The organism is Burkholderia sp. SCN-KJ, assembly GCF_024656005.1.
Classification (GTDB): domain Bacteria; phylum Pseudomonadota; class Gammaproteobacteria; order Burkholderiales; family Burkholderiaceae; genus Burkholderia.
Window position 1 is genome coordinate 311569 of the sequence record NZ_JANKOG010000005.1, and the last position, 24012, is coordinate 335580.

Annotated in this window: 17 protein-coding genes and 1 pseudogene; 11 read left to right on the forward strand and 7 right to left on the reverse strand. The window is 65.7% G+C overall.

Annotation, left to right across the window (positions count from 1 at the left end):
• The first annotated feature begins 154 nt into the window (after nt 1–154).
• The 3 genes and pseudogenes from NQV17_RS11440 to NQV17_RS11450 form a co-directional block, all read left to right on the forward strand.
• Nucleotides 155–4297, forward strand: coding sequence for a CheR family methyltransferase (locus NQV17_RS11440; RefSeq protein ID WP_257772345.1), 4143 nt, complete (start codon nt 155–157; stop codon nt 4295–4297).
• A 204-nt stretch (nt 4298–4501) separates the two neighbouring features.
• On the forward strand, nt 4502–5506 hold the full coding sequence (locus tag NQV17_RS11445; RefSeq protein ID WP_257772346.1) for a chemotaxis protein CheB: 1005 nt from the start codon (nt 4502–4504) through the stop codon (nt 5504–5506).
• Between the two features lie 163 nt (nt 5507–5669).
• Nucleotides 5670–5840 (forward strand): annotated as a pseudogene (locus NQV17_RS11450) (BON domain-containing protein); the annotation flags it as partial.
• A 49-nt stretch (nt 5841–5889) separates the two neighbouring features.
• Here NQV17_RS11450 and NQV17_RS11455 read toward each other — a convergent pair.
• A complete protein-coding gene (locus NQV17_RS11455) occupies nt 5890–6381 on the reverse strand; it encodes a PRC-barrel domain-containing protein (RefSeq protein ID WP_257772347.1) in 492 nt (163 codons plus the stop codon).
• A 543-nt stretch (nt 6382–6924) separates the two neighbouring features.
• Between NQV17_RS11455 and NQV17_RS38050 the strand changes: the two genes are divergently transcribed.
• A complete protein-coding gene (locus NQV17_RS38050; protein ID WP_374692694.1) occupies nt 6925–7218 on the forward strand; it encodes a hypothetical protein in 294 nt (97 codons plus the stop codon).
• Nucleotides 7219–7252: 34 nt separating this feature from the next.
• Here NQV17_RS38050 and NQV17_RS11465 read toward each other — a convergent pair whose 3' ends face one another.
• The 3 genes from NQV17_RS11465 to NQV17_RS11475 form a co-directional block, all read right to left on the reverse strand.
• The gene (locus tag NQV17_RS11465; protein WP_124485937.1) at nt 7253–7807 is read right to left on the reverse strand and encodes a phasin family protein; all 555 of its coding nucleotides are present in this window, start codon (nt 7805–7807) and stop codon (nt 7253–7255) included.
• Nucleotides 7808–7937: 130 nt separating this feature from the next.
• Nucleotides 7938–8135 carry a hypothetical protein gene (locus NQV17_RS11470; RefSeq protein WP_044848675.1) on the reverse strand — a complete coding sequence of 66 codons (198 nt, stop codon included), beginning with the start codon at nt 8133–8135 and terminating at the stop codon, nt 7938–7940.
• A 98-nt stretch (nt 8136–8233) separates the two neighbouring features.
• Entirely contained in the window at nt 8234–8623 is a 390-nt protein-coding gene (locus NQV17_RS11475; protein ID WP_257772348.1) for a hypothetical protein, read from the reverse strand.
• Between the two features lie 589 nt (nt 8624–9212).
• Between NQV17_RS11475 and NQV17_RS11480 the strand changes: the two genes are divergently transcribed.
• Both NQV17_RS11480 and NQV17_RS11485 read left to right on the forward strand, forming a co-directional pair.
• Nucleotides 9213–13298 (forward strand): CheR family methyltransferase, encoded by a 4086-nt coding sequence (locus NQV17_RS11480; RefSeq protein WP_257772349.1) that lies wholly within the window; start codon nt 9213–9215, stop codon nt 13296–13298.
• Nucleotides 13299–13319: 21 nt separating this feature from the next.
• A complete protein-coding gene (locus NQV17_RS11485; RefSeq protein WP_257772350.1) occupies nt 13320–13916 on the forward strand; it encodes a recombinase family protein in 597 nt (198 codons plus the stop codon).
• A gap of 84 nt (nt 13917–14000) precedes the next feature.
• On the opposite strand, the gene tagH is transcribed toward NQV17_RS11485, so the two are convergent.
• From tagH to NQV17_RS11500, 3 genes are all read right to left on the reverse strand, one after another.
• Nucleotides 14001–15413, reverse strand: coding sequence for a type VI secretion system-associated FHA domain protein TagH (tagH, locus tag NQV17_RS11490; protein ID WP_257772351.1), 1413 nt, complete (start codon nt 15411–15413; stop codon nt 14001–14003).
• A gap of 47 nt (nt 15414–15460) precedes the next feature.
• A complete protein-coding gene (locus NQV17_RS11495; RefSeq protein ID WP_124645695.1) occupies nt 15461–15847 on the reverse strand; it encodes a TssQ family T6SS-associated lipoprotein in 387 nt (128 codons plus the stop codon).
• Nucleotides 15848–16072: 225 nt separating this feature from the next.
• Entirely contained in the window at nt 16073–16393 is a 321-nt protein-coding gene (locus tag NQV17_RS11500; RefSeq protein WP_257772352.1) for a hypothetical protein, read from the reverse strand.
• 81 nt (nt 16394–16474) lie between these two features.
• Between NQV17_RS11500 and tssJ the strand changes: the two genes are divergently transcribed.
• Genes tssJ through tagF form a run of 5 tightly spaced genes read left to right on the forward strand, consistent with a single transcriptional unit; the run spans nt 16475 to nt 24012 of the window.
• Entirely contained in the window at nt 16475–16990 is a 516-nt protein-coding gene (gene tssJ / locus NQV17_RS11505; RefSeq protein WP_257772353.1) for a type VI secretion system lipoprotein TssJ, read from the forward strand.
• On the forward strand, nt 16987–18369 hold the full coding sequence (gene tssK, locus NQV17_RS11510; protein ID WP_257772354.1) for a type VI secretion system baseplate subunit TssK: 1383 nt from the start codon (nt 16987–16989) through the stop codon (nt 18367–18369). The genes tssJ and tssK overlap by 4 nt, the downstream gene beginning before the upstream one ends.
• Nucleotides 18370–18384: 15 nt before the next feature.
• Complete coding sequence (locus NQV17_RS11515; RefSeq protein ID WP_257772355.1) at nt 18385–19704, forward strand: DotU family type VI secretion system protein; 1320 nt, start codon at nt 18385–18387, stop codon at nt 19702–19704.
• Nucleotide 19705: 1 nt separating this feature from the next.
• Nucleotides 19706–23335, forward strand: a complete 3630-nt coding sequence (tssM, locus tag NQV17_RS11520; protein WP_257772356.1) for a type VI secretion system membrane subunit TssM — start codon at nt 19706–19708, stop codon at nt 23333–23335.
• On the forward strand, nt 23317–24012 hold the full coding sequence (gene tagF, locus NQV17_RS11525) for a type VI secretion system-associated protein TagF (protein ID WP_257772357.1): 696 nt from the start codon (nt 23317–23319) through the stop codon (nt 24010–24012). The genes tssM and tagF overlap by 19 nt, the downstream gene beginning before the upstream one ends.

The following is a 24012-nucleotide window of genomic DNA, read 5'->3' on the forward strand; positions in this document are numbered from 1 at the left end:
TTCGAGCGCGCTTCCGATAGCCGGCTGCCAACCTGATAGAGTGCATGGCCACGAACAGGCCCGGCCCGTTGCGGAACTGCGCCCCGATCCATGTGACGCCCCAACGATTGGCGCCCGACAGGCGACGTCCAGCTACAGCATCAGGAGAAAATCAATGTCACGGCAAGAGCCGACCCATCAGGAGCAGCCACACTCGTCCACCACGGTGAAGAGCGATCTGCCGTTTCCGGTTGTGGGCATCGGGGCATCCGCTGGCGGCACGACGGCCTTGCAGACCTTCTTCGAGAGCGCGCCGACGGGCATGGACATGGCGTTCGTGGTCATCGTCCATCTGGCACGAGAACAAGTCAGCCATATGGACAACGTCCTGCAGCACACGACGGGTATGCCGGTGCATCAGGTCACGACCACGGTAGCGATCGAAAAAAACCATATCTACGTGATCGCGCCCGGCATGCAGCTGGAGATGTCCGACGGTTGCCTTCGCTGTAGCCCGCTGAGCTCCGCCGAAGGTGCCGCGCTCTCGATCGACCACTTTTTCCGGACGCTGGCGGACGCGCACGACTCGCGCGCGATCGGCATCGTGCTGTCCGGTACCGGCTCGGACGGCGCGGCGGGCTTGAGCCGGATCAAGGAGGCGGGCGGCATCACGCTCGCCCAGACGCCGGACGATGCGGAGTACGCGGAGATGCCGCAGCATGCGATCTCGACGGCGCGCGTCGATATCGTGCTGCCGGCGGCCGAGATGCCGCAAAAATTGCTGGACCTCTGGGCGAATGCGCGGCGCATCGAGCAACAGACCCTCGAACTCACGCAGATGCAGCAAATCGGCGATCGGCCCGGCGCCAATGATCCCGAACGGGCGCTGTCGGACATCCTGATGCACCTGCGGGTACGCACCGGCCACGATTTCAGGCTGTACAAGCGGGCGACGGTGCTGCGACGTATCGAGCGGCGCATGCAGGTGAACGGCCAGCGCGACATGCTCGCGTACCGCGACTTCCTGCGGACCGCGCCGGACGAGGCCAACGCGCTGCTGGCCGACATGCTGATCGGCGTGACCCAGTTTTTCCGCGATCGCGAGGCCTTCGACTTCCTCGAACGCGAGGTGATCTCCCAGTTGTTCGTGCCGGAATCCTCCGAGGAGCAGGTGCGGGTCTGGGTGGCCGGATGCGCGACCGGGGAAGAGGCGTACTCGATCTCGCTGCTGCTCGCGCGGGCACGCGAGGCGTCGATGTCGAGCCAGGCGATCCAGGTATTTGCGACCGATATCGACGAAGCCGCGATCGTCCGCGCACGCACGGGCTCCTACCCGCTGTCGATCGCGACGGACGTGCCTGCGCCGCTGCTGCAGCGCTACTTCACGCGCGAGGGCGCGCACTACGTGATTGCCAAGGCCGTGCGCGAGCGCATCCTGTTCGCCGCCCACAGCCTGCTGCGCGATCCGCCGTTCTCGCACCTCGACCTGATCTCGTGCCGCAACGTGCTGATCTACCTGGAGCGCGCGGTGCAGCGGCAGATCCTCGAGTTGTTTCATTTCGCGTTGCGTCCCAACGGCTACCTGTTCCTCGGCACCGCGGAATCGGCCGACGCAGCCGACGATCTGTTTACGGTCGTCGACAAGAAGCGGCGGATCTACCAGGCGCGCGTCGTCACGCATCGCGCGAAACCGGTCACCGGCTTCCCGCCGCTTTTCCAGGTCGAATCCGGCGGGGACGAGCGTTCCGCGCCTCAACCGCCGATGCGGGTTCCGGCTAGCCCGGCCCAGCGCAACTTCTCCTATTCGGAGCTTCATCAGCGTGCGCTGGAAACGTATTCACCGCCGAGCGTCATCATCGACAAGGAATCCAACGTGGTTCACCTGTCGGACAACGCCGGGCGATTCCTGCGGCATGTCGGCGGGGAACTGTCCAGCAACATCATGACGCTGGTGCTGCCGGACCTGCGGCTCGACTTGCGCACGGCCATTTTCCGCGCGCTGCAAACGGGCACGAGCGTCGAGGCGCGGCGCGTCAAGTGGACGCACGAGGCCCGCGTGTCGTGGATCAACATGACGGTCAGGCCGTTTCACGACAAGGTCGCCAATTCGGAATTCCTGCTGATCGTGTTCGACGAGGTGGCCGGCCGCATGACCGAGGAGGATCAGGCGGAAGCGAGCGGACAGGATCCGGTGCTCGCGCAGCTCGAACAGGAGTTGCAGCACAGCCGCGAGCAACTGGCGACGATCATCGAGCAGTATGAAACGTCGGTCGAGGAGCTGAAGGCGTCGAACGAGGAGCTGCAGGCGATCAACGAGGAACTGCGCTCGACGAGCGAGGAGCTCGAAAGCAGCAAGGAAGAACTGCAGTCGGTCAACGAAGAGCTGACCACCGCGAACGCCGAAATGCAGGCGCGCATCGAGGACACGGCAAAGGCGAACGACGACCTTCACAACATCATCGCGTCCAGCGAAATCGCCACCGTCTTCGTCGACAAGGAGATCCGCGTCAAGCGCTTCACGCCGAACGCGACGGCGATCTTCAACCTGATCGATACGGACCTCGGCCGGTCGCTGTTCCATATTACGCACGCGCTACGGTATCCGACGCTCGCGGACGACGTCCGCCAGTCGTTCCAGTCGCTGCGCCTGATCGAACGCGAGATCGAGAGCGAGACGGGACGGTGGTACCTGATGCGGCTGCTGCCTTATCGCACCGCCGACGATCACATCGACGGCGCCGTGATTACGCTCATCGACATCACCGACCGGCATCATGCGGAAGAAGCGGCACGCGCGGGCGAGCAACGCCTGCGGCTGGTCGCGCAGTCGACCAAGGACTACGCGATCATCATCCAGGACAACAACGGATCGATCGTCAGCTGGAATGCCGGCGCCGAACGCATCTTCGGCTATACGGAAGACGAGATGATCGGTCAGGACGTGGAGCTGATCTACGAACCGAACGACCGGCAGGCGCTCGTGCCGGCGCGCGAGCGCGACATCGCGACCCGGGAAGGGCGCGCGGACGACGAGCGCTGGCACCGTACCAAGGACGGGCGCCGCATCTTCTGCAGCGGCGTCGTCACGCCGATTTCGGACACCTCGTTCAGCGGGTTCGCGAAGATCGTCCGCGATCTGACGTCGCGCAAGCAGAGCGAGGATGCGAACCGGGAAGCGCTCGCGCGGGAACAGGCCGCACGCGAGCAGGCCCTGAGCTCGAACCAGCTGAAGGACGAGTTCATCGCGGTGCTGTCGCACGAGCTGCGACATCCGCTCAACCTGATCGGCGTCAAGTCGGAGATGCTGCCGCGCCTTCCCGAGACGCGCGACATTCCCGCCGTGCGCGAGGCGGCCGATTCGATCCGCCAGGCCGTACGCGCGCAGGCCCAGATCATCGACGACCTGCTCGACCTGTCGCGCATCCAGACCGGAAAGCTGGCACTCGACGTATCGCGGGTCGACCTGACGGCCATCTTGCGCTCGATCGCGGATACGTGCGAGGCCGACGCGCACGCGCGCGGGCTGGTTCTGAAAACGGAGTTGCCGGCCGCTCCGGCCATCGCGCTCGCCGATCCGGTGAGATGCGAGCAGATATTCTGGAACCTGATGTCCAATGCGCTGAAGTTCACGCAGCCGCATGGGCAGATCGTGGTGCAGTTGACGCACGAAGGGCGGATGCTGCGTGTCGACGTCGTCGACGACGGCCAGGGCATCGATCGCGAGATGCTTCCGCATGTATTCGACATGTTTCGGCAGGCGCCGCGCGACAGGGCTCGCGGTGGCCTCGGCATCGGTCTGGCGCTCGTGCGGCAACTCGTCGAGATGCACGGCGGCCGGATTTCGGCGGCTTCCGATGGTCAGGGGCAAGGCACGCGGATGACGGTATGGCTGCCGGCCGCGGCGGACGAGCGCGCGGTGGCCGCCACCGGCGGTGACGTGTCGGAGCGGAGCATCGCCGGCCTGCGCGTGCTGCTCGTCGAGGACGACCAGGAGACGGCGCTGTCGCTCACTGCGCTGCTGGAGTTGGCGGGTGCGGTGGTCAGCACCGCCGAAACCGCCGCCTCGGCACTGGAGCTGCTGCCGACGACACCGATCGACGCGATCCTGTCCGACATCGGGCTGCCGGACATGGACGGCTATGAGTTGCTTCGCAGGATCAAGGCCGACCCCCGGTGGGCGAACCTGAAGATCATCGCGTTGACCGGCCGTAACCGCCAGGACGACGTCGACGCTGCCGCAGACGCCGGATTCGATGCGCATCTCGCCAAACCGCTGGATTTCGGGATGCTGCTTGCCGCATTGACCGACCTTCAGTGAAGTCGCGCGCCTGTTCAATTCGCGTGTGACGGGATGGCAGCGGACGACGGTCCGCTGTCGTCCATCTGCATGCGTTCGTCCCCGCGTCGAGGTCGTCTATTCGAGCGTCGGTCGGCGCTTCGTGCCGCCTGCTCGTGCGTGGTTCATTCGGCGGGATCCCGTATCGGGCACTAATCTTGCTGCACCATCCGCATGGGAGGTGCCATGAACCACCGAGACATTGTTGTCATCGCCTCGTCCCGCGGTGGCCTCGCGGTACTCCGGACGCTGGTGGCGGGCGTGGCTGCAGATCTCCCGGTGCCGATTTGCATCGTGCAGCACATTGGCCGGCATCGGACGATCCTGCCGGAGCTGCTGACGCGATGGGGTCCCTTGCTGGCAAGCCAGGCGATGCATGGGGAACGCCCCCAGCAGGGAAGGATTTACATCGCGCCGCCGGATCGGCACATGATTCTACGCGGCGGGATCTTCTTGTTGCTCGATACCGCTGCCGAAAACTACACCCGTCCGGCCGCCGATCCGCTGTTTCGATCGGCGGCACGTGAATACGGTGCCGGGGCGGTCGGCGTGGTGCTCAGCGGCGATCTGGACGACGGCGCAGCCGGACTGGCCGCAATCCGGGCCCGCGACGGCTACGGGATCGTTCAGGACCCCGATGAGTGCGACGCGCCTTCCATGCCGCGCAGCGCGCTTGCCGCGGCGGGCGCCGATGCGATCGCCCGGGCCGATGAACTGCCGCGGACCATTCATGCAGCGGTCTACGGTGCCCGTGTGGAGGAGAAGGACAAGATGGCAGAGTTGCGTGATCTGGACGAAGAGGCCCGGCTTGCGGAGCGCGGCCTCGTGACGCCACAGCTACTTGATGCGATCGGCGAACGCTCCGCGCTCACATGCCCCAGTTGCCACGGCGTGTTGTGGCGCATGAGCGACGATCGCCCGTTGCGCTATCGGTGCCATACCGGGCACGCGTTCTCCGTGCTTTCGCTGGAGGACGCGCAGGCGCAGAAAGCGGAAGACACGATATGGGCGGCGATCCGGGCGGTTCACGAGCGCATGATCTTTGCGCTCGAGCGCCAGAAATGGGCCCGACAGAGCGGCAACGCCGAGGACGTTGCAATCGAGCAGGCCCGCATCGATGAGAACGAGCAACTCGCGGAGGTCCTGCGCAGCGCCGTGGGGGCGACGATGCACCGGAGCGAAACGCAGTAAGCGGACGCTGATTGGAGACGCGGCAGACGACGTATGTTTCAGGTGGCCTTGATTTCCGTTCAGTTTTCCGATGAGAGCGATCTCGACCGCATGCGGTCTTGCGAACCGCCCTAATAGACATCGGTTTTAGATCAAACGGTTGTTGTCTGGATGGCAACGCGTGGGCAAGGACAACGTGTCGTCAGGCGATATCCACGTGAAGACGCGCCACGGCAACGTCGTGCTGACGGGCAGTGTGCCGGACCTGCAGCAGCGCACGCTCGCCGTCAATACGGTGAAGCAGGTCGATGGCGTGCAGCACGCCCACGACCAGCTCACGATCCGGCCCAGATGACGGCGCACGTTTCCATGCTGCTCTCCTGCGACGATGCAACCGCCGCGTGTCAGCGCTGGCGTCCGTCGTGCCCAGGAACATTTGGCGCCAGCTGATCTTCAGGCATATCGGACCCGAACTCGTCATCGACGCTCCAGTGAGGCACGCTGCTGTAGTAGTCGCGGATCGGTCCGGCCCATTGCGGATCGACCAGAGCCGGCCAGTGGTCCTTGTCGAATCCCGGTGCGCTGCGAACCTGTTCGATTGATACCGACAACACGAAGCACTTGTGCGCAGCGTCAAGCGTGAGCTCGTTCCATGGAATTGCGAGCAGCTTGTCGCCAATCCCGAGCAGGCCGCCGCTCGACAGCACCGCATAGGCGACTCGACCGGAACCGACATCGAGCATGATCGCCTTGATCCTGCCGGCGTGGTCGCCGTCCGCGGTGAGCACTTTGTCGCCTTCGAGCGTACTGGCGGCCATGAAGTCGGGGCCAGGGCCGCGCGCAGTTTCACGTTCCTTGCGAATGATGCGGGTTCTGTGGTGGTCGGGGGTGTCCATGGTGATCCTACTGGCTGGCGCGAATGTCGACTGTGTCGGGCAGCGTTTCGCGCGGGTGAGTTTCCAAATCGGCCGGACGCGCCGCGCATCGTCGACATGCGGCTCCGAACGATACGCATGCGTGCCGCCGTGATACGCCTGCGGCGGCGTCGAATGTATGGCGCGCCGGCCTGGGGCCAACGCGTCGTCGCCGGCGTGGTGGGGTTGGGTCGTATCGGATGCTCCTTCGGGGCACGCGTTCGCCAGCGCAACGGACGTTCCCGCGGCGGCGTGGCTATGCCGCTTGCGGCAGCCCCTCCCATCACATCACGACGCCGGCGCCGCGGCCGGCCGGCGGAGCGAGCCTGCGGGCCGCAACATGGCAACGCCGTGCAACGCCCGCAACGGCGGCGTCGACAATGCAGGAGGGCGCCACGACTTGGCCGAAACCGACACATCCGGTCCACTACGAAGTCAACGTTCGCGGCGGTGGATTCGATGCGGTCAGGAGACCGTTTTCAGGTTTGGAAGCACGAGCCGCTGGTTTCGCGGCCCGACAGGCTGATGTTCGAGGGCAAGAGGGAGGTGCGGTGGCTCGGGAATGCCGGCTTCGACGATACCGAAGCCGTGCGTCGGGCGTTGCAGTCGGCGAGCCGTCCGCAGGACGATTTCGCACTCGCCGAGTGGGAAAAGCAGTTGGACGATCGTGGTTCTTCGACCGGAACAATCGACAAGTCGAACAGGCACGCTCGATCGAATCCGACGCCGACGAGCGCGCGTGAAGCCCCGCAGATGCCCGCAAATGCACAGTCGATCCGGGCGTGGTCCGCGATGGAAAATGCCCGCTTGGTCGCGTGATGTGCGGCGACAGGCTGCGGCACTGCCGGCCAAATCATCGTTTCGCCGCGCGCTGCTCCTGCTCGATCGCGCGCCTGGCGTTCTTCGACACCGCGGCCGCCGCCACATCGACGGTGCTTTGCGCGACTTCGACCGCCTGCTGCCCGGTTTTCCCTAGCGTCTGATAAAACTCGTTGGTGGCATCGATCGCGGAGTTCAAGGCAGCCACGGCCGCCTCGGAGCCGCTCGGCGCGTGTTTCGTCGCGTTTTCCACGAAGGTCTGGACACGACGAACATACGCGTCGCTTCCCGCCTGCGCGGCCTCGAGCATCGACGTCTGAGCGGACGACATGATTCCCCAGAACTCGCTGCTGTAGGACTGAACGTTCTCGGCCATCGGCGCGACGGTCGCACTCTGGATCGCCAACCAGTCTTGCGGCTTGACGATCGCGTTCTGTCCGATCTCCAGCGCGCTCTTCAGCGTCGACCGCGTGAAGCGCGCGTTGAGTTCAGCCAGTTTCCCGACACCATCGACCATCGTGCCGGCCAGATCGAAAAAAGTGTCGAGATTGGCGCGCTGCGCGCCGGAAACCAATTCATGGGTTTGCATGATCAACAATCTCCTGAATTGAATGAATTACCGTGGATGTTCACCTGCTCGGCGCGCGGACGTCGGCCACGTCACGGCTTTTCGCCTGTCGCGCCTGGCCGCCATGACCCGGTCGGTCAACGGAGGCTGGTCAATGTGCCCGCATCACTGCACGAAGCAGTAATTCGCCGTCATCCGTCACCGAGGGACGCCGCACGCCTGAAGCGAGCCGCTCGAGTATGACGAGTTGCTGCTCGAGCAGCGTATCGAGTTCCTCGCGTTCCATGTCGATCTGGTCTGGCGACGACTTGATCAGCATGAGCGCCGCCAATTCGTGAGGGCTCAGCATTTTTGTCTCCTGGAATTTGAAATAGGCGTTTTTACCGATCCACTGCGTGTCGGTCGTGACGACCGCAAACCGGGACTACGTCGCGCGCTTTGGCGCGATCATTTGCGCCTGGAGCGCGTGACGTGATCCGTGACACCTCCGGCCAGCGTCAGCCGCGGACCTGAGCGTACGCGCGCGAATGGACCGACCGCGTCACGTGCGCCGCCCGTCCCCGATGCAGGCTCGGCTCCGGGATTCGAGATCACCGTCAAATGAAACGGCGAGATTCTCATTTCGAGATGCGTGTCGCCGAGCATGGCGGCGATGTCGGCTATGCGCATCGGATGGGCGCCGACAACGTCGACCGTCATCGATTCGATGCGGGTCGTCCGATCGACTTCGATTCTCCAACGACACACTCTCATGCCGATTCTTCCAAGGCATTGCCAGACCGCGATGACCTTCAGCTTGCCGAAGTCGGCACGAATCGAAAGCCTTTGAACAATCATCGCGAATTCCTGTAAGGGGGTGTCCGAGCCGGGATGAGACCGTACGTAGCATAGGCCAGGGACGGTCGGGAGTACACGACCTGAACATGTCCGTATGTTGAGCATTACGGACAGCTGCGCCGACCGCAGGCAAGAGCGATTTCTCGCGCGTCGATACGTTCGAGCGTGAGAATGCGACGCCTTCGGTTGTCGATAGCGAACAAGTAGAGACGCCGCGTAGCCCGGATCCAATGGATACGTTTCCATCAGGCACATTCATGACCGTTTTTCGTTGCAATATCCCGCGCATCGGAGATTTCAGTTTGGGCAACGGTCTGCGCAGCTGTTTCGTGAGATGTATGACGATCGATGTGTTGGGCGTACCGCGGAAAAAAAATACTCGCCGGGGCGGTGCGGCGACCCTGCGTCGCGGCAGGGGAAGAGGCGGGCGGCAGCCCGTCGCGCGGGGCATGACGGCATGCGGCAAAAATCTTGCAGTCGATGCTTCTCGAAGGATAATGGAAGTTTACTGCGCATCTTGGTGCAAGCGGGCCAGGAGCCTGCCTGACCTTGGCCGCGAATACCTATTCTTCCGAAAGGATCAGCAGCGATGTCGAAAAGACGCGGTCACATTCTCCCAAGCCAGGCAAATCATCCGATCGTCGGAATCGGCGCATCGGCGGGCGGGTTGAGTGCGCTCCTTGAATTTTTCGAAGCGCTGCCGACGCACACGTCGATGGCGTTCGTCGTGGTCGTGCATTTGGCGCCCGATCACGAAAGCAACCTGGCTTCGCTGCTGCAGAAGGCAACCGGCATGCCCGTGCTCCAGGTGACGAGCGCCACGCCCATTCAGCCGGATCACGTCTATCTGATCGCACCGTCGCTCGCGCTGACGATGGTCGACGACTATTTGCGCGTCGCCCCCAATCAGCCTGAGGAAGGGGGGCGCAAGGCCGCGATCGATCTGTTTTTCCGGACACTGGCGGAAGCCCACCGCGAACGCGCAATCGGTATCGTGCTGTCCGGCGCCGGCTCGGACGGGTCCGTCGGGCTGTCGAGAGTCAAGGAAATGGGCGGCATCACGCTTGCCCAGGACCCGGCGGAAGCGGAATACGACAGCATGCCGTGCAGCGCGATTGCGACCGGCATGGTCGACTTCGTGACCACTGCGGCGGAGATGCCGCAGCGGCTAATGGACCTGTGGCTGACTGCAAAGGAAATAAATCTGCCGGTGGTCGAAAACGAGGAACACCTCTACGATCTGGGCAACGAGGCGGCAGAACGGGCGCTGCGCGAGATCATGATCATCCTGCGCACGCGCACCGCGCACGATTTTCGTCATTACAAGCGGGCGACCGTTCTGCGACGGATCGAGCGCCGCATGCAGGTCAACGGCATCACCGATCTGCAGGCGTACCGCGACCACCTCCACCTGCACCCGGAGGAAACCCAGGCGCTGCTGCAGGACATGCTGATCAGCGTCACGAACTTCTTCCGCGACAAGGAGGCGTTCGACGTGCTGGAGCGGGATGTCCTGCCCGGTATCTTCGATGGGCGAGACGAGCAGGACCGCGTCCGCGTATGGTCGGTCGGATGCGCCACCGGCGAAGAAGCCTATTCGCTGGCGATGCTGCTGCAGGATCGATCGCTGAAGTCGCCCGAGGGCAATTCGTTCCAGGTCTTCGCGACCGATATCGACGAGCGGGCGATCTCCTTCGCGCGCGCCGGCCTCTATCCCGATTCGATCCTCGCCGACGTGACGCCGGGCCGCGTACGCCAGTTCTTTACCAGAGACGCCGCGCACTATCGGGTCAAGAAGGAACTGCGCGAGCACATGCTGTTTGCGCATCACAACGTGTTGAGCGATCCACCGTTCTCGCGGCTCGATCTGATTTGCTGCCGCAATCTGCTGATTTATCTGGATCGGGACGCCCAGATTGAAATTCTGAAGATGTTTCATTTCGCGTTGCGTCCGGGCGGCGTGCTGTTTCTCGGCAGCTCCGAATCGGCCGACAGCGTCAGTGCGCTGTTCACCGTCGTCGACAAGCGCAACCGCATCTACCGTGCGAACGTGGCGGTGCGCGGCGACATGCTCGTGCCGGCGTCGATTTCCGGCACACTGAGCGCGCGGCCGATCGTTTCGACGGTGCAGCCGCCGGGACGCCGCCGCCTCTCCTTTGGCGACCTGCATCAGCGTCTTGTCGAGCAACATGCACCGCCCAGCGTGCTCGTCAGCCGCGATTCCGAAATCGTTCACTTGTCCGATCGCGCAGGGCGCTTCCTGCAGTACTCGGGGGGCGAACCGTCTCACAACATCATCGCGGTGGTGCGCCCCGAGCTGCGGCTCGAACTGCGCACCGCGATCTACCAGGCCTTGCACACGAATCGCAGTGTGGAAGCGCGACGTGTGAGGATTGAGCGCGAGGCACGTTCGTATTTCGTCAACATGACGGCGCGTCCCGTGCACGATCCCGAGGCCAATGCGGATTTCGTGCTGGTGTTGTTCGATGAAGTCGAAGACAGCATGAGCGGATCGGAAACATCGACGGCCGACGCGCAAAAAGATCCGATCATCAACCAGCTCGAGCGCGAGTTGCAGCGCACGAAAGAGCAGCTTCAGTCGACCATCGAGCAGTCGGAAACGTCGACGGAAGAGCTGAAGGCCTCCAACGAAGAACTTCAGGCCATCAACGAAGAACTGCGTTCGGCGACAGAAGAGCTCGAAACCAGCAAGGAAGAGCTTCAGTCGATCAACGAGGAATTGACCACCGTCAATGCCGAGCTGAAATCGAAGGTGGAGGAAACCGGCAAGATCAACGACGACTTGCACAACCTGATTGCCGCGAACGACATCGGCACGATCTTCGTCGATCGCAATATCTGCATCAAGCGTTACACGCCGCGTGCGACCGATGTCTTCAGCATCATTCCTTCCGATATCGGCCGATCGTTGCTGGATATCACGCATCGGCTCGAATACCCGAAGCTCGCCGACGATGCCGCGGAGGCGTTCGATTCGCTGCGCGTCATCGAGCGGGAACTGAAGAGCAACGATGGGCGCTGGTATCTCGCGCGCTTCGTTCCCTACCGGACGACGGAGGACCGCATCGACGGCGCGGTGCTGTCGTTCGTCGACATCACGGACCGTCGTCACGCGGAAGACCGGCTGCGCGAAGGCGAACGGCGCATGCGTATCGTGGCCGAGGGCACCAAGGACTACGCGATCATCACGTTCGACGACGACGGCCTCATCACGAGCTGGAATGCCGGTGCGAAGCGGATCTTCGGGTACACGGAAGCGGAAATGATCGGGCAGTCCGCCGATATCCTTTCGACCGAGGAGGACCGTGTCAATAACGTTGCCCGGCGCGAATTCGCGGAAGCCCGACTGAATGGGCGCACCGAGGAGGAGCGCTGGCATCAGCGCAAGGACGGCACGCACTTCTTTGCGAGCGGCGTGCTGGCGCGTCTGGATGAACCGGGCATGAGCGGATTTGCGAAAATCGCTCGTGACCTGGGGGAATTCGCCGAGTCCGCAACGGCCGCCCGCGCCGCAAAGCCCGAACTCGTTCGAGAAGCCAGCGAGCGGGATACCCAGCGGCGGCGCGACGAATTCCTTGCCGTGGTATCCCACGAACTCAAGCATCCGCTCAATCTGATTTCGGCGAGCGCGGAGCTGATTGCGCGCGCGCCGGAAACGCGGCAGAACCTGAACCTCTTGCGCGCAACCGACACGATCCGGCGCACCGTGATGGGTCAAGCCCAGATCATCGACGATTTACTCGATATCTCGCGCGTACGGACCGGCAAGCTGTCGGTAGTGCGCACGCCCGTCGACCTGCGCGAGGTCGTCCGTCGTGTCACCGACGCCGTTCAGGCCGAAGCGAACCAGCGCAGCCTCGCGCTCAACGTCACGATGACGGGCTCGCCCGTCATCATCCACGCCGACATCACGCGGATCGAACAGACGGTCTGGAACCTGATCAGCAATGCGCTGAAATTCACGCAGCGCGGTTCGGTGGATGTCTCGCTGCAGGTCAACGAACATGCCGAGGCCGTGCTGCGTGTGGCAGATACCGGCAGCGGCATCGAGCCGTCGCTGTTGCCGCACATCTTCGACATGTTCCAGCAAAGCCGGGACTCGAACGCACGCCGTGCCGGCCTCGGCATCGGCCTTGCGCTGGTCAGGGATCTCGTGAGCCTGCATGGCGGCGCGGTACGCGCGGAATCGGAAGGCGTCGGCCGCGGTGCGACGTTCACTATCACGCTCCCGACCCATCGCGCTGTCGCCGATACGAGCCCAGCCGGGGGGATCGCGGCCGAATCGTTGCACGGCCTGCATATCCTGATGGTCGACGACGACGCGGAAACCGTCGAAACCTTCAAGGTCCTGCTGGAAAGCGATGGCGCGATCGTTCAGACGGCAACCAGCGGAGAAGAGGCGTTGTCGCTGCTCGACGGCCAGATACCGGACCTCGTCCTGTCCGATGTCGGCATGCCAGGCATGGGTGGGTTGGCGTTCATCGCGAAACTGCGCGAAGCGCCGGCGCTCAGATCGGTGACCTGTATCGCGCTCAGCGGCTTTGGCCAGGAGGCCGACGTGAAGGCGGCCACGAATGCCGGCTTCGATGCGCATCTGCGGAAACCGGTGGCGCTGGACGACTTGCTGTCCGTTCTTGCGCGTTCGCGTCGTTGATGCCCGCTCCAGGACACCGTCGTGGCTCGCACTTATTTCTACCTCAACAAACCCGTCGATCGTCAGGATCCGGAAAAGGAGTTGTTCGAGCTCGACAAGGCCGGTTACACCGTCGTGCTCAGCCGCACCACGATCGAACATGTGCACCCGTACGTCGCAGCAGCCGGTCGGCCGGAACTGAAAGGTCTCTTGCGGCGTGTTGCGCCCGGCGATTCTCTGGTCGTACTCGAACTCTCCGCGCTCGGGTGCAGCGCGCGCGATGTACTTTCGACGTTGATGGAATGTCGCGACAAAGGAATTTCCGTCCTGTGCGTCGAGCTCGGCAACGTGGATCTCGCAGGCCGTCCCGAACGGCAAGCGGTCAAAACGCTGCGCGCGATCGTCCAGATGGAAATCGCGACGAGAAGCCAACGCAGCCAGAACGGCCTGAAGTTCGCGCAGGAACGCGGACAGCATACTGGCCGGCCAGCCTCGCTGTCGCGCCACGATCAGGAGCGCGTCATGCGTTCGCTCGACAAAGGCCTGTCGGTCAGCGAGGTCGCACGTAAATTCGGCACCTCGCGTCAAACCGTCATGCGGATACGGGCGTCTTCCGCGACTGCCGCTACGGAAGATTGACGGTCGCGCAAGCGCGTTGCGCAGCGTGACGGGCCCGGTCGCGGCGATCCGCGATTTCAACAAGCCCGAGGACGCGCTCGCCGTTCAATGCCGGCTGCTGCCGCGATAGCTTTCCACTTCCGCGTCGTACGCGGCGAGAAACGCCTTGCCGAATACCGACGCGAAATCGTCTTCGATCGCGAACACCGTGTCGCGATGCGTCGCCGCGTAGCGGTCCCACATCCTCGCCTTGTACAGCGCGGGCACGCGCTTCTCGTACCAGCGCATCGCATCGTCGCGCTCACGCAGCCGTTGCGGCGAAAAGCGCGTCAGCAGGTCCATCAGCGCGGCGCGCATGCCGGCGACCATGCCGATCTGGTGCGCGTGCAGATCCTGGAACGCGTCGCTGACCGCGCTCTGCGGCGACATGAAGCCGGGCAGCGGCAGCCCGAACATCTGGCGCAGCACGGCGCCGCCGTCCGGCAGCAGCTTCAGCGGATTGTTCTCGCGATCGAGCAGCATCGTCATGTGCGCCTTCACCTCCCGCTTCAGGATGCTGCGCGACGACAGCAGCTCGACCGTGCCGTTCGCGAACAGCGCCAGCAACTGCCCTGCGATGTACAGCTGTTCGGCCGACCATTGATGCGACCCGGCGGCGGTATCGAGTCCGGCGCCTGCGAAGAACGCGTTCAGCAATTCATCGGGCGTCGGCACGCGGTTCGCCGGCGGTGCGGGCTCGTCGATGGGACGTGGCTCGGCATGCGCCGTCGCCGGTTGCACACGCACGTGCTGCGTCCACTCGGGCGCATGATCGGCTTGCGTCGCGGACGACGCGCCGCGATCCGCCTTGCCGCGTTCGGACGGAGACGCCGAACCCGATCCACCGATATCGGGCGACGACGGTACAAACAAGTCGAGCGGGTCGGTCGATAACTGATTCAGATCGCGTTGCGATGGCACCGGCGGCGCGGCGCGGCTCGCGGGCTGCGCCGCCTCCCTGCGCGCCGCCGTGCCGGATCGCCTGCCGGTGTCCGCTGCTTTGCCGCGCGGAGCGAGGCGATCCTGCAGCAGGCCCCACAACCGGTTGCCGGTCGTCTTCGCGTCGACGTGCGCGTGTGCGGCGGTTCCCGGCGTGCCCCGCAGGTCGGCGCGCGCGCTGGAAGCAGCGGTGGGCATGTCGACGACCGGCGCGTCATGTCCGTCGTCACGCTCGGCACGCAGCACGTAGGGTCCGATGCGGATGATGTCGCCGGTATTGAGCGGGCGCTCCTGTGCGTAGCCGACGGGCTCGCGGTTCACCTCGATCGTCGACACGCTGCTCAGGTTCTTCAGCAGGCACGCATCGTCACCGACCTGCAGCAGGGCCTGCAGCCGGGAAATCTGCCGGGTGTCGTCGCGCAGCACGAGATGGTTGTCGGTCGCCCGGCCGATGGTGCCGCCGGGCGGGTGGAACACGACGGCGTCGTAGGAGTCGCTTTCGACCGGCTCGCCGGCATGTTCGATCACGATCAGTTGCATGTCACACGTCGCTCGGTAAGGAAACGCTCGCGGGGATTCCGGTTCGGTCAGGACGACGACGCATGTCTGCGGCGCGCGAACTCGAACGCGGGCCCCCAGACCGGATGTCCCTTCTCGGCCGGGGACAAGTCGAAGCGCGGGTTGAGGTCGAGAATCTTCGAGAACTCGGCGCGGCACTGCGCGATGCGGTTCGTCACGCAATAGCTGAACGCGAGCAGCTTGTGCGCGGCGACCTGCGTGTCGGTATCGGCCCCGTCGATCTCCTTCGCTCGGCTCAGGATCGCGATCGTGCGTCCGTAGTCGCCGGCGCCATACGCCGCGCGCGCGCTGTCGACCGCGGCGCGCGCCGCCGACTGCGTGGGCGACGTGCTGCATCCGCCGATTCCCAGCAGCAAGGCGCCGAGGAAAATCACGATCGATGAACGGCCTTTCATTTTGAAATGAAATATTTGCGTTATTGGAAGGTGGCGCACAAGCGCTGTTGGATTCTAGTGCCAATCAGGGCTGGTGATGTCGCCGTTACGTTTTGTTTCAACTTGGGAATTGCGTTCGAGTTGCCACTCAAATCGATTCCGGGTTTTCGACTTGTTAATCCATAAAATCGATTCTATAGTTCGCTGTGCTTTTTTGGGATTCGTCAGTTGTTTGCCCGGCGCCGGTCAATGATCGTAAAGACCGGCCTGCCGTTCGGGCAACGCAAACAGCGTGACACGACCCGCAGGGCGTCGCCACCCATCGCCGACGGCCGTCAGGCTTGGGTTCAGCGTCCATACAGCAAGTGTCCATGCAATAGAACCGGGCCGCCGTGGCGAACCGGCCGGATTAACACGCCTTTTCAAAATGACAGAAATCAATTCATCGCCATCTCCCCAATTTCGATTCCGTCCCGTAATTGGAGATTTGACCCGTCTTTTTACAAGAATAAATTGCCGAATGAAATTTGAGTGGAAGGATATGCAGGCCACGTAATTACCGGTCAATTAATCGTCCCCTTTTAATTCGATGCGTCGATTTCGCGTACGGAAATCGACGGGGGGATTATTGCGCTGCGAGGGTGAAATATGCGCTGGCGGTCGAGCGAGTTCATCGTATTGGGATGTGCATTGCTGTTGCCCGGATGCGGCGCCACCGAGCGTGCCGCCGCGGTGCCGTATGCGATCACGGTCGACGTGGCGCCCGACGTCAATCCGGACCTCAACCGCAAGCCTTCGCCGATCGTACTGAAGGTGTTCCAGCTGCGCGCGGCATCGGCGTTCGACGGCGCCGACTTCTTCTCGCTCCAGGACAAACCCGAGAATATCCTCGGCGCGGACCTGCTCGGCACCGACCGCGTGATCCTGCGCCCGGGCGAGTCGCGCACGCTGCATTACCGCGGCAACGTCGAGGCCGGCGCGATCGGCGTGATCGCCGAATACCGGATGCTCGACAAGAACCGCTGGCGCCTGACGGTGCCGCTGCCGCGCGCGAAGCCGCTGAACGTATACAAGTTCTGGCAGACGTCGCCCGGCGAGCTGAAGCTGTCGATCGCGATCAGGAACGGCGGTCTCGCGCTGAACGACACGCGGGGGCGCCCATGACCGAACCGACGATGTCCGCGACGCCGGTCGCCGCATTGCGCCAGCGCGTGGTGTGGACCGAAGGGATGTTCCTTCGGCCGCAGCATTTCCAGCAGCTCGAGCGGCACTGGGAACGCTACGTCGCGCTGCGCTGCCTGCCGCTGCAGGGCTTCTACTGGGGCTTCGACACCCTCGAGATCGACCGGGAGCAGCTCGCGCTCGGCAAGGTCGCGCTACGCGCGGCGGCGGGCGTGATGCGCGACGGCACGCCGTTCGACCTGACGCATCCCGACGATCTGCCCGAGCCGCTCGATGTGCCGCCCGATGCGAAAGGTCAGCTCGTCGTGCTCGCACTGCCGCTGTGGCGCGGCGGCGGCGAGGAGGTGTCGTTCGGCGTGGACGCAGGCGGTAACGGCGGCGCGGACGTCGCGCGCTACGTCGTGCGCGAATACGAAGTGGCCGATGCGAACGCGGTCGCGCTCGGCCCCGCACTGCTCCAAACGGGGCGCCTGAACGTCCGGCTGATGCTCGACACCGAGCTGACCGGCGACTGGCATGCGCTCGGCGTCGTGCGGATCGTCGAGCGGCGCACCGACGCGCGGCTGCTCGTCGACGACGGCTACATTCCGCCGCGCCTGGTCGCGCAGCGCGATGCGGCGTTGCTCGCATACACGCGCGAGCTGCACGGATTGCTGACGCAGCGCAGCGACGCGCTGGCCGAGCGACTGTCGGAGCCGGGGCGCGGCGGCGTATCGGAAGTCGCGGATTTCCTGCTGCTGCAACTGGTGAACCGCTACCTGGCGCTGACCTGGCACGCGCAGCAGGACGTCGCGACGCATCCGGAGGCGCTGTTCCGCGACTGGCTGAAGCTCGCATGCGACCTCAGCACGTTCACGGCGGCCGGCCGGCGCCCGCAATCGCTCGCCGTCTACGTGCACGACGACCTGCGCACGAGCTTCGCCGAATTGATGACGGAGCTGCGCCGGTCGCTGTCGACGGTGCTGGAGCAAAACGCGATCCAGATCGAGCTGCGCGACGCGGGCAACGGCATCCGGGTCGCGACGCTCGCCGATCCCGCGCTGCGCGACACGGCCGGCTTCGTGCTGGCCGTGCGCGCGGACGTGCCGGCCGACAGCCTGCGCGCGCGGTTTCCCGCGCAGGCGAAGCTCGGCCCGGTCGAGCGGATCCGCGACCTGGTGCAGTTGCAGCTGCCGGGCATCACGATGCGCCAGTTGCCGGTCGCGCCGCGGCAGATCCCGTATCACGCAGGGCATACGTACTTCGAGATCGACAAGGGCAGCGACCTGTGGAAGCAGCTGGCGCGCTCCGGCGGTCTCGCATTTCATTTCGCCGGCGAATTTCCGGGGCTCTCGATGGAGTTCTGGGCGATTCGCGGGTGAGGGCGGGGCAGCGCGATGAATTCTTCCTCCGATTCGATTTCCGCCGGCGCAGGCGGATTCGTGCCGCCGAATCCGGGCGGCATGCATCCGCCGGCCGCGGCCGGTGCGGCCGGGCCGACGGCCACGCAGCCGCGCCCGGGACGCTGGGCCGCGAGCGGCACGAACCCGCTCGTCGCGGCCGCGAACCCGCTGCTCAATCTCGTGCCCCAGATCCGCTCGACCGTCCATCATCCGAATCCGGCGTGGCTGCGCGAGCATCTCGTCGTCGAGATCCGTCAGTTCGAGGCGCGCGCGCAGGAAGCCGGCGTGCCGTCGGAGGCGATCATCGGTGCGCGCTACTGCCTGTGCACGGCGCTCGACGAAGCAGCCGCGCTGACGCCGTGGGGCGGCAGCGTGTGGTCGTCGCACAGCCTGCTCGTCTCGTTCCACAACGAAACCTGGGGCGGCGAGAAGTTCTTCCACCTGCTCGAACGCCTGTCCCAGCAGCCGCGCCAGCACCTCGACCTGCTGGAGCTGCAGTATTTCTGTCTCGCGCTCGGCTTCGAGGGCCGCTATCGGGTGCTCGACAACGGTCATGCCGAGCTCGACGCGCTGCGCTGGCAACTGGCTCACACGATCCGCTCGGTGCGCGGCGAATTCGAGCCCGCGCTGTCGCCGCACTGGCGCGACGTCGTCACGCGCGACGTGTCGCGTCGCTTCATCGTGCCGCTCTGGGTCTGCGTGGCGCTTGCGCTGCTGATCGGCTTCGGCACGTTCGTCGGGCTGCGCATCGCGCTGGCCGGACATTCGGACCGGCTGTTCGCGTCGATCGACGCGCTGCACGTGCCGAAGCTGCAGCCTGCCCAGGCATCGCCGCGCGCGGCGCCGGCGCCGCGCGTCGCGAAGTTCCTGGCGCCCGAGATCGCGGCCGGCCTCGTGTCGGTGCGCGACGACGCCGATCGCAGCGTGATCGTGCTGCGCGGCGACGGGCTGTTCAAGTCCGGCTCGACGTCGGTGATCGACCGTTACGCGCCGGTGCTCGCACGCGTCGCGGATGCGCTCGACCAGGTGCCCGGCAACGTGCGCGTGACCGGCTATACCGACGACACGCCGGTGCATACGGCACGCTTCGCATCGAACTGGGACCTGTCGCGCGAGCGCGCGGAGGCCGTGCGCGGCATGATCGCCGCGCGCCTCGACCATCCGGAGCGACTCGCGGCCGAGGGGCGCGGCACGCTCGATCCGGTCGCGCCGAACGATACGCCCGCGAATCGCGCGCTGAACCGGCGCGTCGAGATCACGCTGCTGCCGGCGCCCGGCAGTGCCGCCGTCGGCGCGACGCAGGGAGCGCACTGACATGAACCAGGCCGTCGCACGTTTCGTCAGGCCGTTGCCGTCGCGGGAGATCTGGACCTTCGCCGGTCTCGTCGTGCTCGCGTGTTTCGTGTGGCTCGCCGGGCCGCTGTTCGCGTTCGCCGAGATCCGGCCGCTCGAGAGCGGCTGGGCGCGCGCGGTGACGATCGCGGTGCTGTTCGCCGCGTGGGGCGCACGCGTGGCGTGGCGAAGCTGGCACGCGAGCCGCCTGAACGCGCAGTTGCTGAACCAGTTGCGCGAGGCCGCGCCCGGGCCGGCCAACCCCGACGATCCGGCCAAGGCCCAGCTCGACGAGCTGCGCAGCCGCTTCGACGAGGCCGCGGCGCTGCTGAAGAAAGTCCGCTTCGGGCAGGCGGACACCGCGCGCAAGGGGCTGGCGCGCTGGTTCGACCGGATGTCGCGCCAGTATCTGTACCAGCTCCCGTGGTACGTGTTCATCGGTGCGCCCGGCTCGGGCAAGACGACCGCGCTCGTCAATTCCGGGCTCAGTTTTCCGCTGGCCGAGCAGTTCGGCCGTGCCGCGATTCGCGGCGTGGGCGGCACCCGGCACTGCGACTGGTGGTTCACGAACGACGCGGTGCTGATCGACACGGCCGGCCGCTACACGACCCATGAAGGCAACCGCGCACTCGACGAAGCCGAGTGGAAAGGCTTCGTCGAGCTGCTGAAGAAGTACCGCACGCGCCAGCCGCTGAACGGTGCGATGCTGACGATCAGCGTCGCCGATCTGGTCGGCGCGTCGGAAGCCGAGCGCACGCAGCACGCGATGGTGCTGCGCAAGCGGCTGCTCGAGCTGCGCGCCCAGCTCGGCATCCGGTTTCCCGTCTACCTGCTCGTGACGAAGGCCGACCTGCTGGCCGGCTTCGCCGAGTATTTCGGCGGCTTCGGCCGCGCGGAATGCGCGCAGGTGTGGGGCTTCACGTTCCCGCTCGCGCAGAGCGAGGCGCCGGGCTTCGACCTGCGCGCCGCGTTCGACCGCGAATACCGGCTGCTGCACCAGCGGCTGAACGACGGGCTGCCCGAACTGCTCGCGACGCAGACCGATGCGCGCCAGCGCGAGATGGCGTACCTGCTGCCGCAGCAGGTCGCCGACTTGCAGGACATGCTCGGCCAGTTTGTCGCCGAAGTGTTTTCCGTGTCGAGCTTCGAACCGATGCCGATGCTGCGCGGCGTGTACCTGACGAGCGGCACGCAGGAAGGCACCGCGTTCGACCGCGTAATGAGCGGCATCAAGCGCTTCCTGAAGATCGAGGGCGTGCCGCCGGTTGCCCAGGTCGGCTCGACAGGGCGCAGCTTCTTCCTGAAGTCGCTGCTGCAGGAGCACATCTTCCGCGAAGCCGCGCTCGCCGGCAGCGACCTGCGCTGGCATCAGAAGCGGCGCGTGTTGCAGATCGCCGGCTATGCGCTGCTCGCGCTCGTGAGCGTGGTCGTGCTGGCTGCCTGGCTGCGCAGCTATGCGAACAATCGCGCGTATCTCGACCGGATCGCGCAGCAGGTACCCGCCGTCGATGCGCAGATCGCCGGCGCGAAGTTCTCGGATGCGACCGACATCGCGCGGCTGCTGCCGGTGCTCGATGCGCTCGGCGGGCTTGCGAATGCCGGCGGCGTCGACCGCTCGCATCCACCGCTCGCGTACCGCTGGGGGCTGTTTCAGGGCGAGAAGATCGACGAGGCCGTCGACGCCGTGTACCGGCGCGCGCTCGACGACGTGCTGCTGCCGATCGCCGCGCGCCGGATGGAGGCCGCGCTGAGCGATGCACGGCCGGACGAAACCGACTACGCGTATGCGGCGCTGAAGGCCTACCTGATGCTGTACGACAGCGCGCATTACGATCCTGCGTTCGTGCAGGCCGTCGTCGACCTGGAAATGGAGCGCTCGCTGCCGCCCGATTTCTCGCCGGCCGAACGCTCGGCGCTGCGCGCGCATCTCGCCGCGCTGTTCGGCAACCGGGTGGCCGTGTCGCCGTATCCGATGAACGAGCGGCTCGTGGCCGACGTACGCGACCGGCTGCGGCAGGTGCCATTCTCGCAGCGGCTGTATCGCCAGCTCACGCGCACGCTGCGGCCGGCGACGTCCGCGTTCGATTTCAGCGTCGCGCGCGCGGTGGGGCCCGACGCGTCGCTCGTGTTCCGCCGCCAGAGCGGCAAGCCGCTGTCGGAAGGCGTGCCGGGTCTGTATACGCGCAACGGCTATCGGAACGCGTTCGCGCCGCGCCTCGCGGGCGAGGTCGACGCATACGGGCGCGAGGAGGTATGGGTGCTGAATCTCGGGCTGTCCGAGATCCCCGGGCTGAACGACGCCGCCGCATGGGCGCGCGACATCCGCCAGCTGTACCTGAACGACTATCTGAAGATCTGGGACGACTATCTCGCCGACCTCAAGCTGCAGCGCACGGCGACGCTCGCGCAGAGCATCCAGGTCGCGCGCACGCTGTCGTCGGCGGATTCGCCGCTCACCCGGCTGATGATCGCGCTCGCGCGCGACACGGCGCTCGGCGATGCGCCGGGCGGCGCGCGCAATCTCGCGTCGCGCGCGCAGGACAAGGTCGACGAGGCGCGCAGTTCGCTGTCGCAGATCTTCGCGGGGCAGGGCGCGAGCGACGCGAATCCGTCAGCCGCGGCGCCCGCGAGCCCCGAGCAGGTGGGCGACAGCCACTTCGCCGGACTGCGCGCGTTCGCGCCGGGCAGCGGCGACCAGGCGCAGGCGTTCGACGCGGTGCTGAAGTCGATCGACGCGCTCTATACGTACCTGACGGCCACCGACGATGCGCTGCGCAGCGGCGCCCAGCCGCCGCCGTCCGACGCGCCCGCGCGGCTGCGCGCGCAGGCCGGCCGGCTGCCCACGCCGTTCCGTGAAGTGCTCGACGACCTGTCGAACGTCGCGAACGGCAGCGTCGCGACCGTCGAGCAGCGCAGCGTCGCGCAGCGGGCCGGCGCGAACGTCGGCGATTTCTGCCGGCAGGCGATCGCGGGTCGCTACCCGTTCGCGCGCGGATCGTCGCGCGACGTCGCACCGGCGGATTTCGCGCAGATGTTCGCGCCGGGCGGCCTGATGGACGATTTCTACCAGAAGAACCTGCAGTCGATCGTCGATACGACGTCGCACCCGTGGCGTTTCGCGAACCGCAATGCGGACGCCGATCCGGCGGCCGCCGCGATGCTTTCGTCGTTCGAGAAGGCCGCGGTGATTCGCGACGTGTATTTCGGCGGCGGCGCACGCACCGCGCAATTGAAGGTGCAGATCCAGCCGCTCGAAATGGATCCGTCGCTCACGGAGATGGTGCTCGATGTCGACGGCCAGATCGTCCGTTATGCGCACGGCCCGCTCGTGCAGAGCGCGGTGGACTGGCCGGGCACGCGCGGCAGCAACCAGGTGCGCCTGCAGGTGTCGGGGCAGGCCGGCGCGACCGACGGCTTCACGACCGGCGGGCCGTGGGCGCTGCACCGGCTGTTCGACCGCGCGGCCGTGTCGGCCGGGCGCGGGTCGGACCAGATGGTCGCGCGCTTCACCGTCGACGGCAAACCGCTCGTGCTGCAGGTGAATGCGGGCAGTGTCCGCAATCCGTTCAGGCTGCCCCAGATGGAGTCCTTTACATGCCCTCCGAAGCAATGAGCCGCCTCCCGCCGCTCGCGCGCGCCGACGGCGACGCCCCGGCCTGGTACGGAAAGATTCCCGGCGCCGGCGACTTCGTGAACAGCCGGCTGCCGCATGCGCTCGCGCAGTGGTGGGAGCGCTGGCTTCAGCAGGGGATGGCCGCGATGCGCCAGCGCGGCCCGGACGAGATCGCGCGCCACTACACGGTCGCGTCGGTCTGGAATTTCCTGGTGCCGGCAGGCGCCGGCGCGTCGTGCGTGCAGGCCGGTTGTCTCGCGCCGAGCTGCGACCGCGTCGGGCGTTACTACCCGGTGATCGTCACGCTGGCGATGCCGGCGGCCGATTACTGGAACGGGCTGCCGGACGCCGCCGACGCGTTCTACTGGCAGATCGGCCATGCACTGCTCGACGCGATCCGGCATGCGCGCGCGCCGGTCGACCTCGAGGAGACGCTCGACCGCGTGCGGCTCGCACCGGGCGACGGGCCGACGGCGGACGTGGTCGACGGGATCACGGCGACGCTGCCGGAGCGGCCGGCGCTCGCCGCATGGCCCGGGCTGTCCGGCTATTTCGATCCGCACGGCGGGACGAGCTTCTGGTGGACCAATCGCGCCGACGGCTCGCCGCTGCGCACGCATGCGCATACGGGCGCGCCCGACAACGCGCTGTTCCTGACGTTGTTCGGCGGTCGCTGA

Excerpts from the sequence above, each read along its gene's own strand:
- NQV17_RS11440 (WP_257772345.1), top strand. The coding sequence starts at position 155 with ATGTCACGGCAAGAGCCGACCCATCAGGAGCAGCCACACTCGTCCACC.
- NQV17_RS11445 (WP_257772346.1), top strand. The coding sequence starts at position 4,502 with ATGAACCACCGAGACATTGTTGTCATCGCCTCGTCCCGCGGTGGCCTC.
- NQV17_RS11455 (WP_257772347.1), bottom strand. The coding sequence starts at position 6,381 with ATGGACACCCCCGACCACCACAGAACCCGCATCATTCGCAAGGAACGT.
- NQV17_RS38050 (WP_374692694.1), top strand. The coding sequence starts at position 6,925 with ATGTTCGAGGGCAAGAGGGAGGTGCGGTGGCTCGGGAATGCCGGCTTC.
- NQV17_RS11465 (WP_124485937.1), bottom strand. The coding sequence starts at position 7,807 with ATGCAAACCCATGAATTGGTTTCCGGCGCGCAGCGCGCCAATCTCGAC.
- NQV17_RS11470 (WP_044848675.1), bottom strand. The coding sequence starts at position 8,135 with ATGCTGAGCCCTCACGAATTGGCGGCGCTCATGCTGATCAAGTCGTCG.
- NQV17_RS11475 (WP_257772348.1), bottom strand. The coding sequence starts at position 8,623 with ATGATTGTTCAAAGGCTTTCGATTCGTGCCGACTTCGGCAAGCTGAAG.
- NQV17_RS11480 (WP_257772349.1), top strand. The coding sequence starts at position 9,213 with ATGTCGAAAAGACGCGGTCACATTCTCCCAAGCCAGGCAAATCATCCG.
- tagH (WP_257772351.1), bottom strand. The coding sequence starts at position 15,413 with ATGCAACTGATCGTGATCGAACATGCCGGCGAGCCGGTCGAAAGCGAC.
- NQV17_RS11495 (WP_124645695.1), bottom strand. The coding sequence starts at position 15,847 with ATGAAAGGCCGTTCATCGATCGTGATTTTCCTCGGCGCCTTGCTGCTG.
- tssJ (WP_257772353.1), top strand. The coding sequence starts at position 16,475 with ATGCGCTGGCGGTCGAGCGAGTTCATCGTATTGGGATGTGCATTGCTG.
- tssK (WP_257772354.1), top strand. The coding sequence starts at position 16,987 with ATGACCGAACCGACGATGTCCGCGACGCCGGTCGCCGCATTGCGCCAG.
- NQV17_RS11515 (WP_257772355.1), top strand. The coding sequence starts at position 18,385 with ATGAATTCTTCCTCCGATTCGATTTCCGCCGGCGCAGGCGGATTCGTG.
- tssM (WP_257772356.1), top strand. The coding sequence starts at position 19,706 with ATGAACCAGGCCGTCGCACGTTTCGTCAGGCCGTTGCCGTCGCGGGAG.
- tagF (WP_257772357.1), top strand. The coding sequence starts at position 23,317 with ATGCCCTCCGAAGCAATGAGCCGCCTCCCGCCGCTCGCGCGCGCCGAC.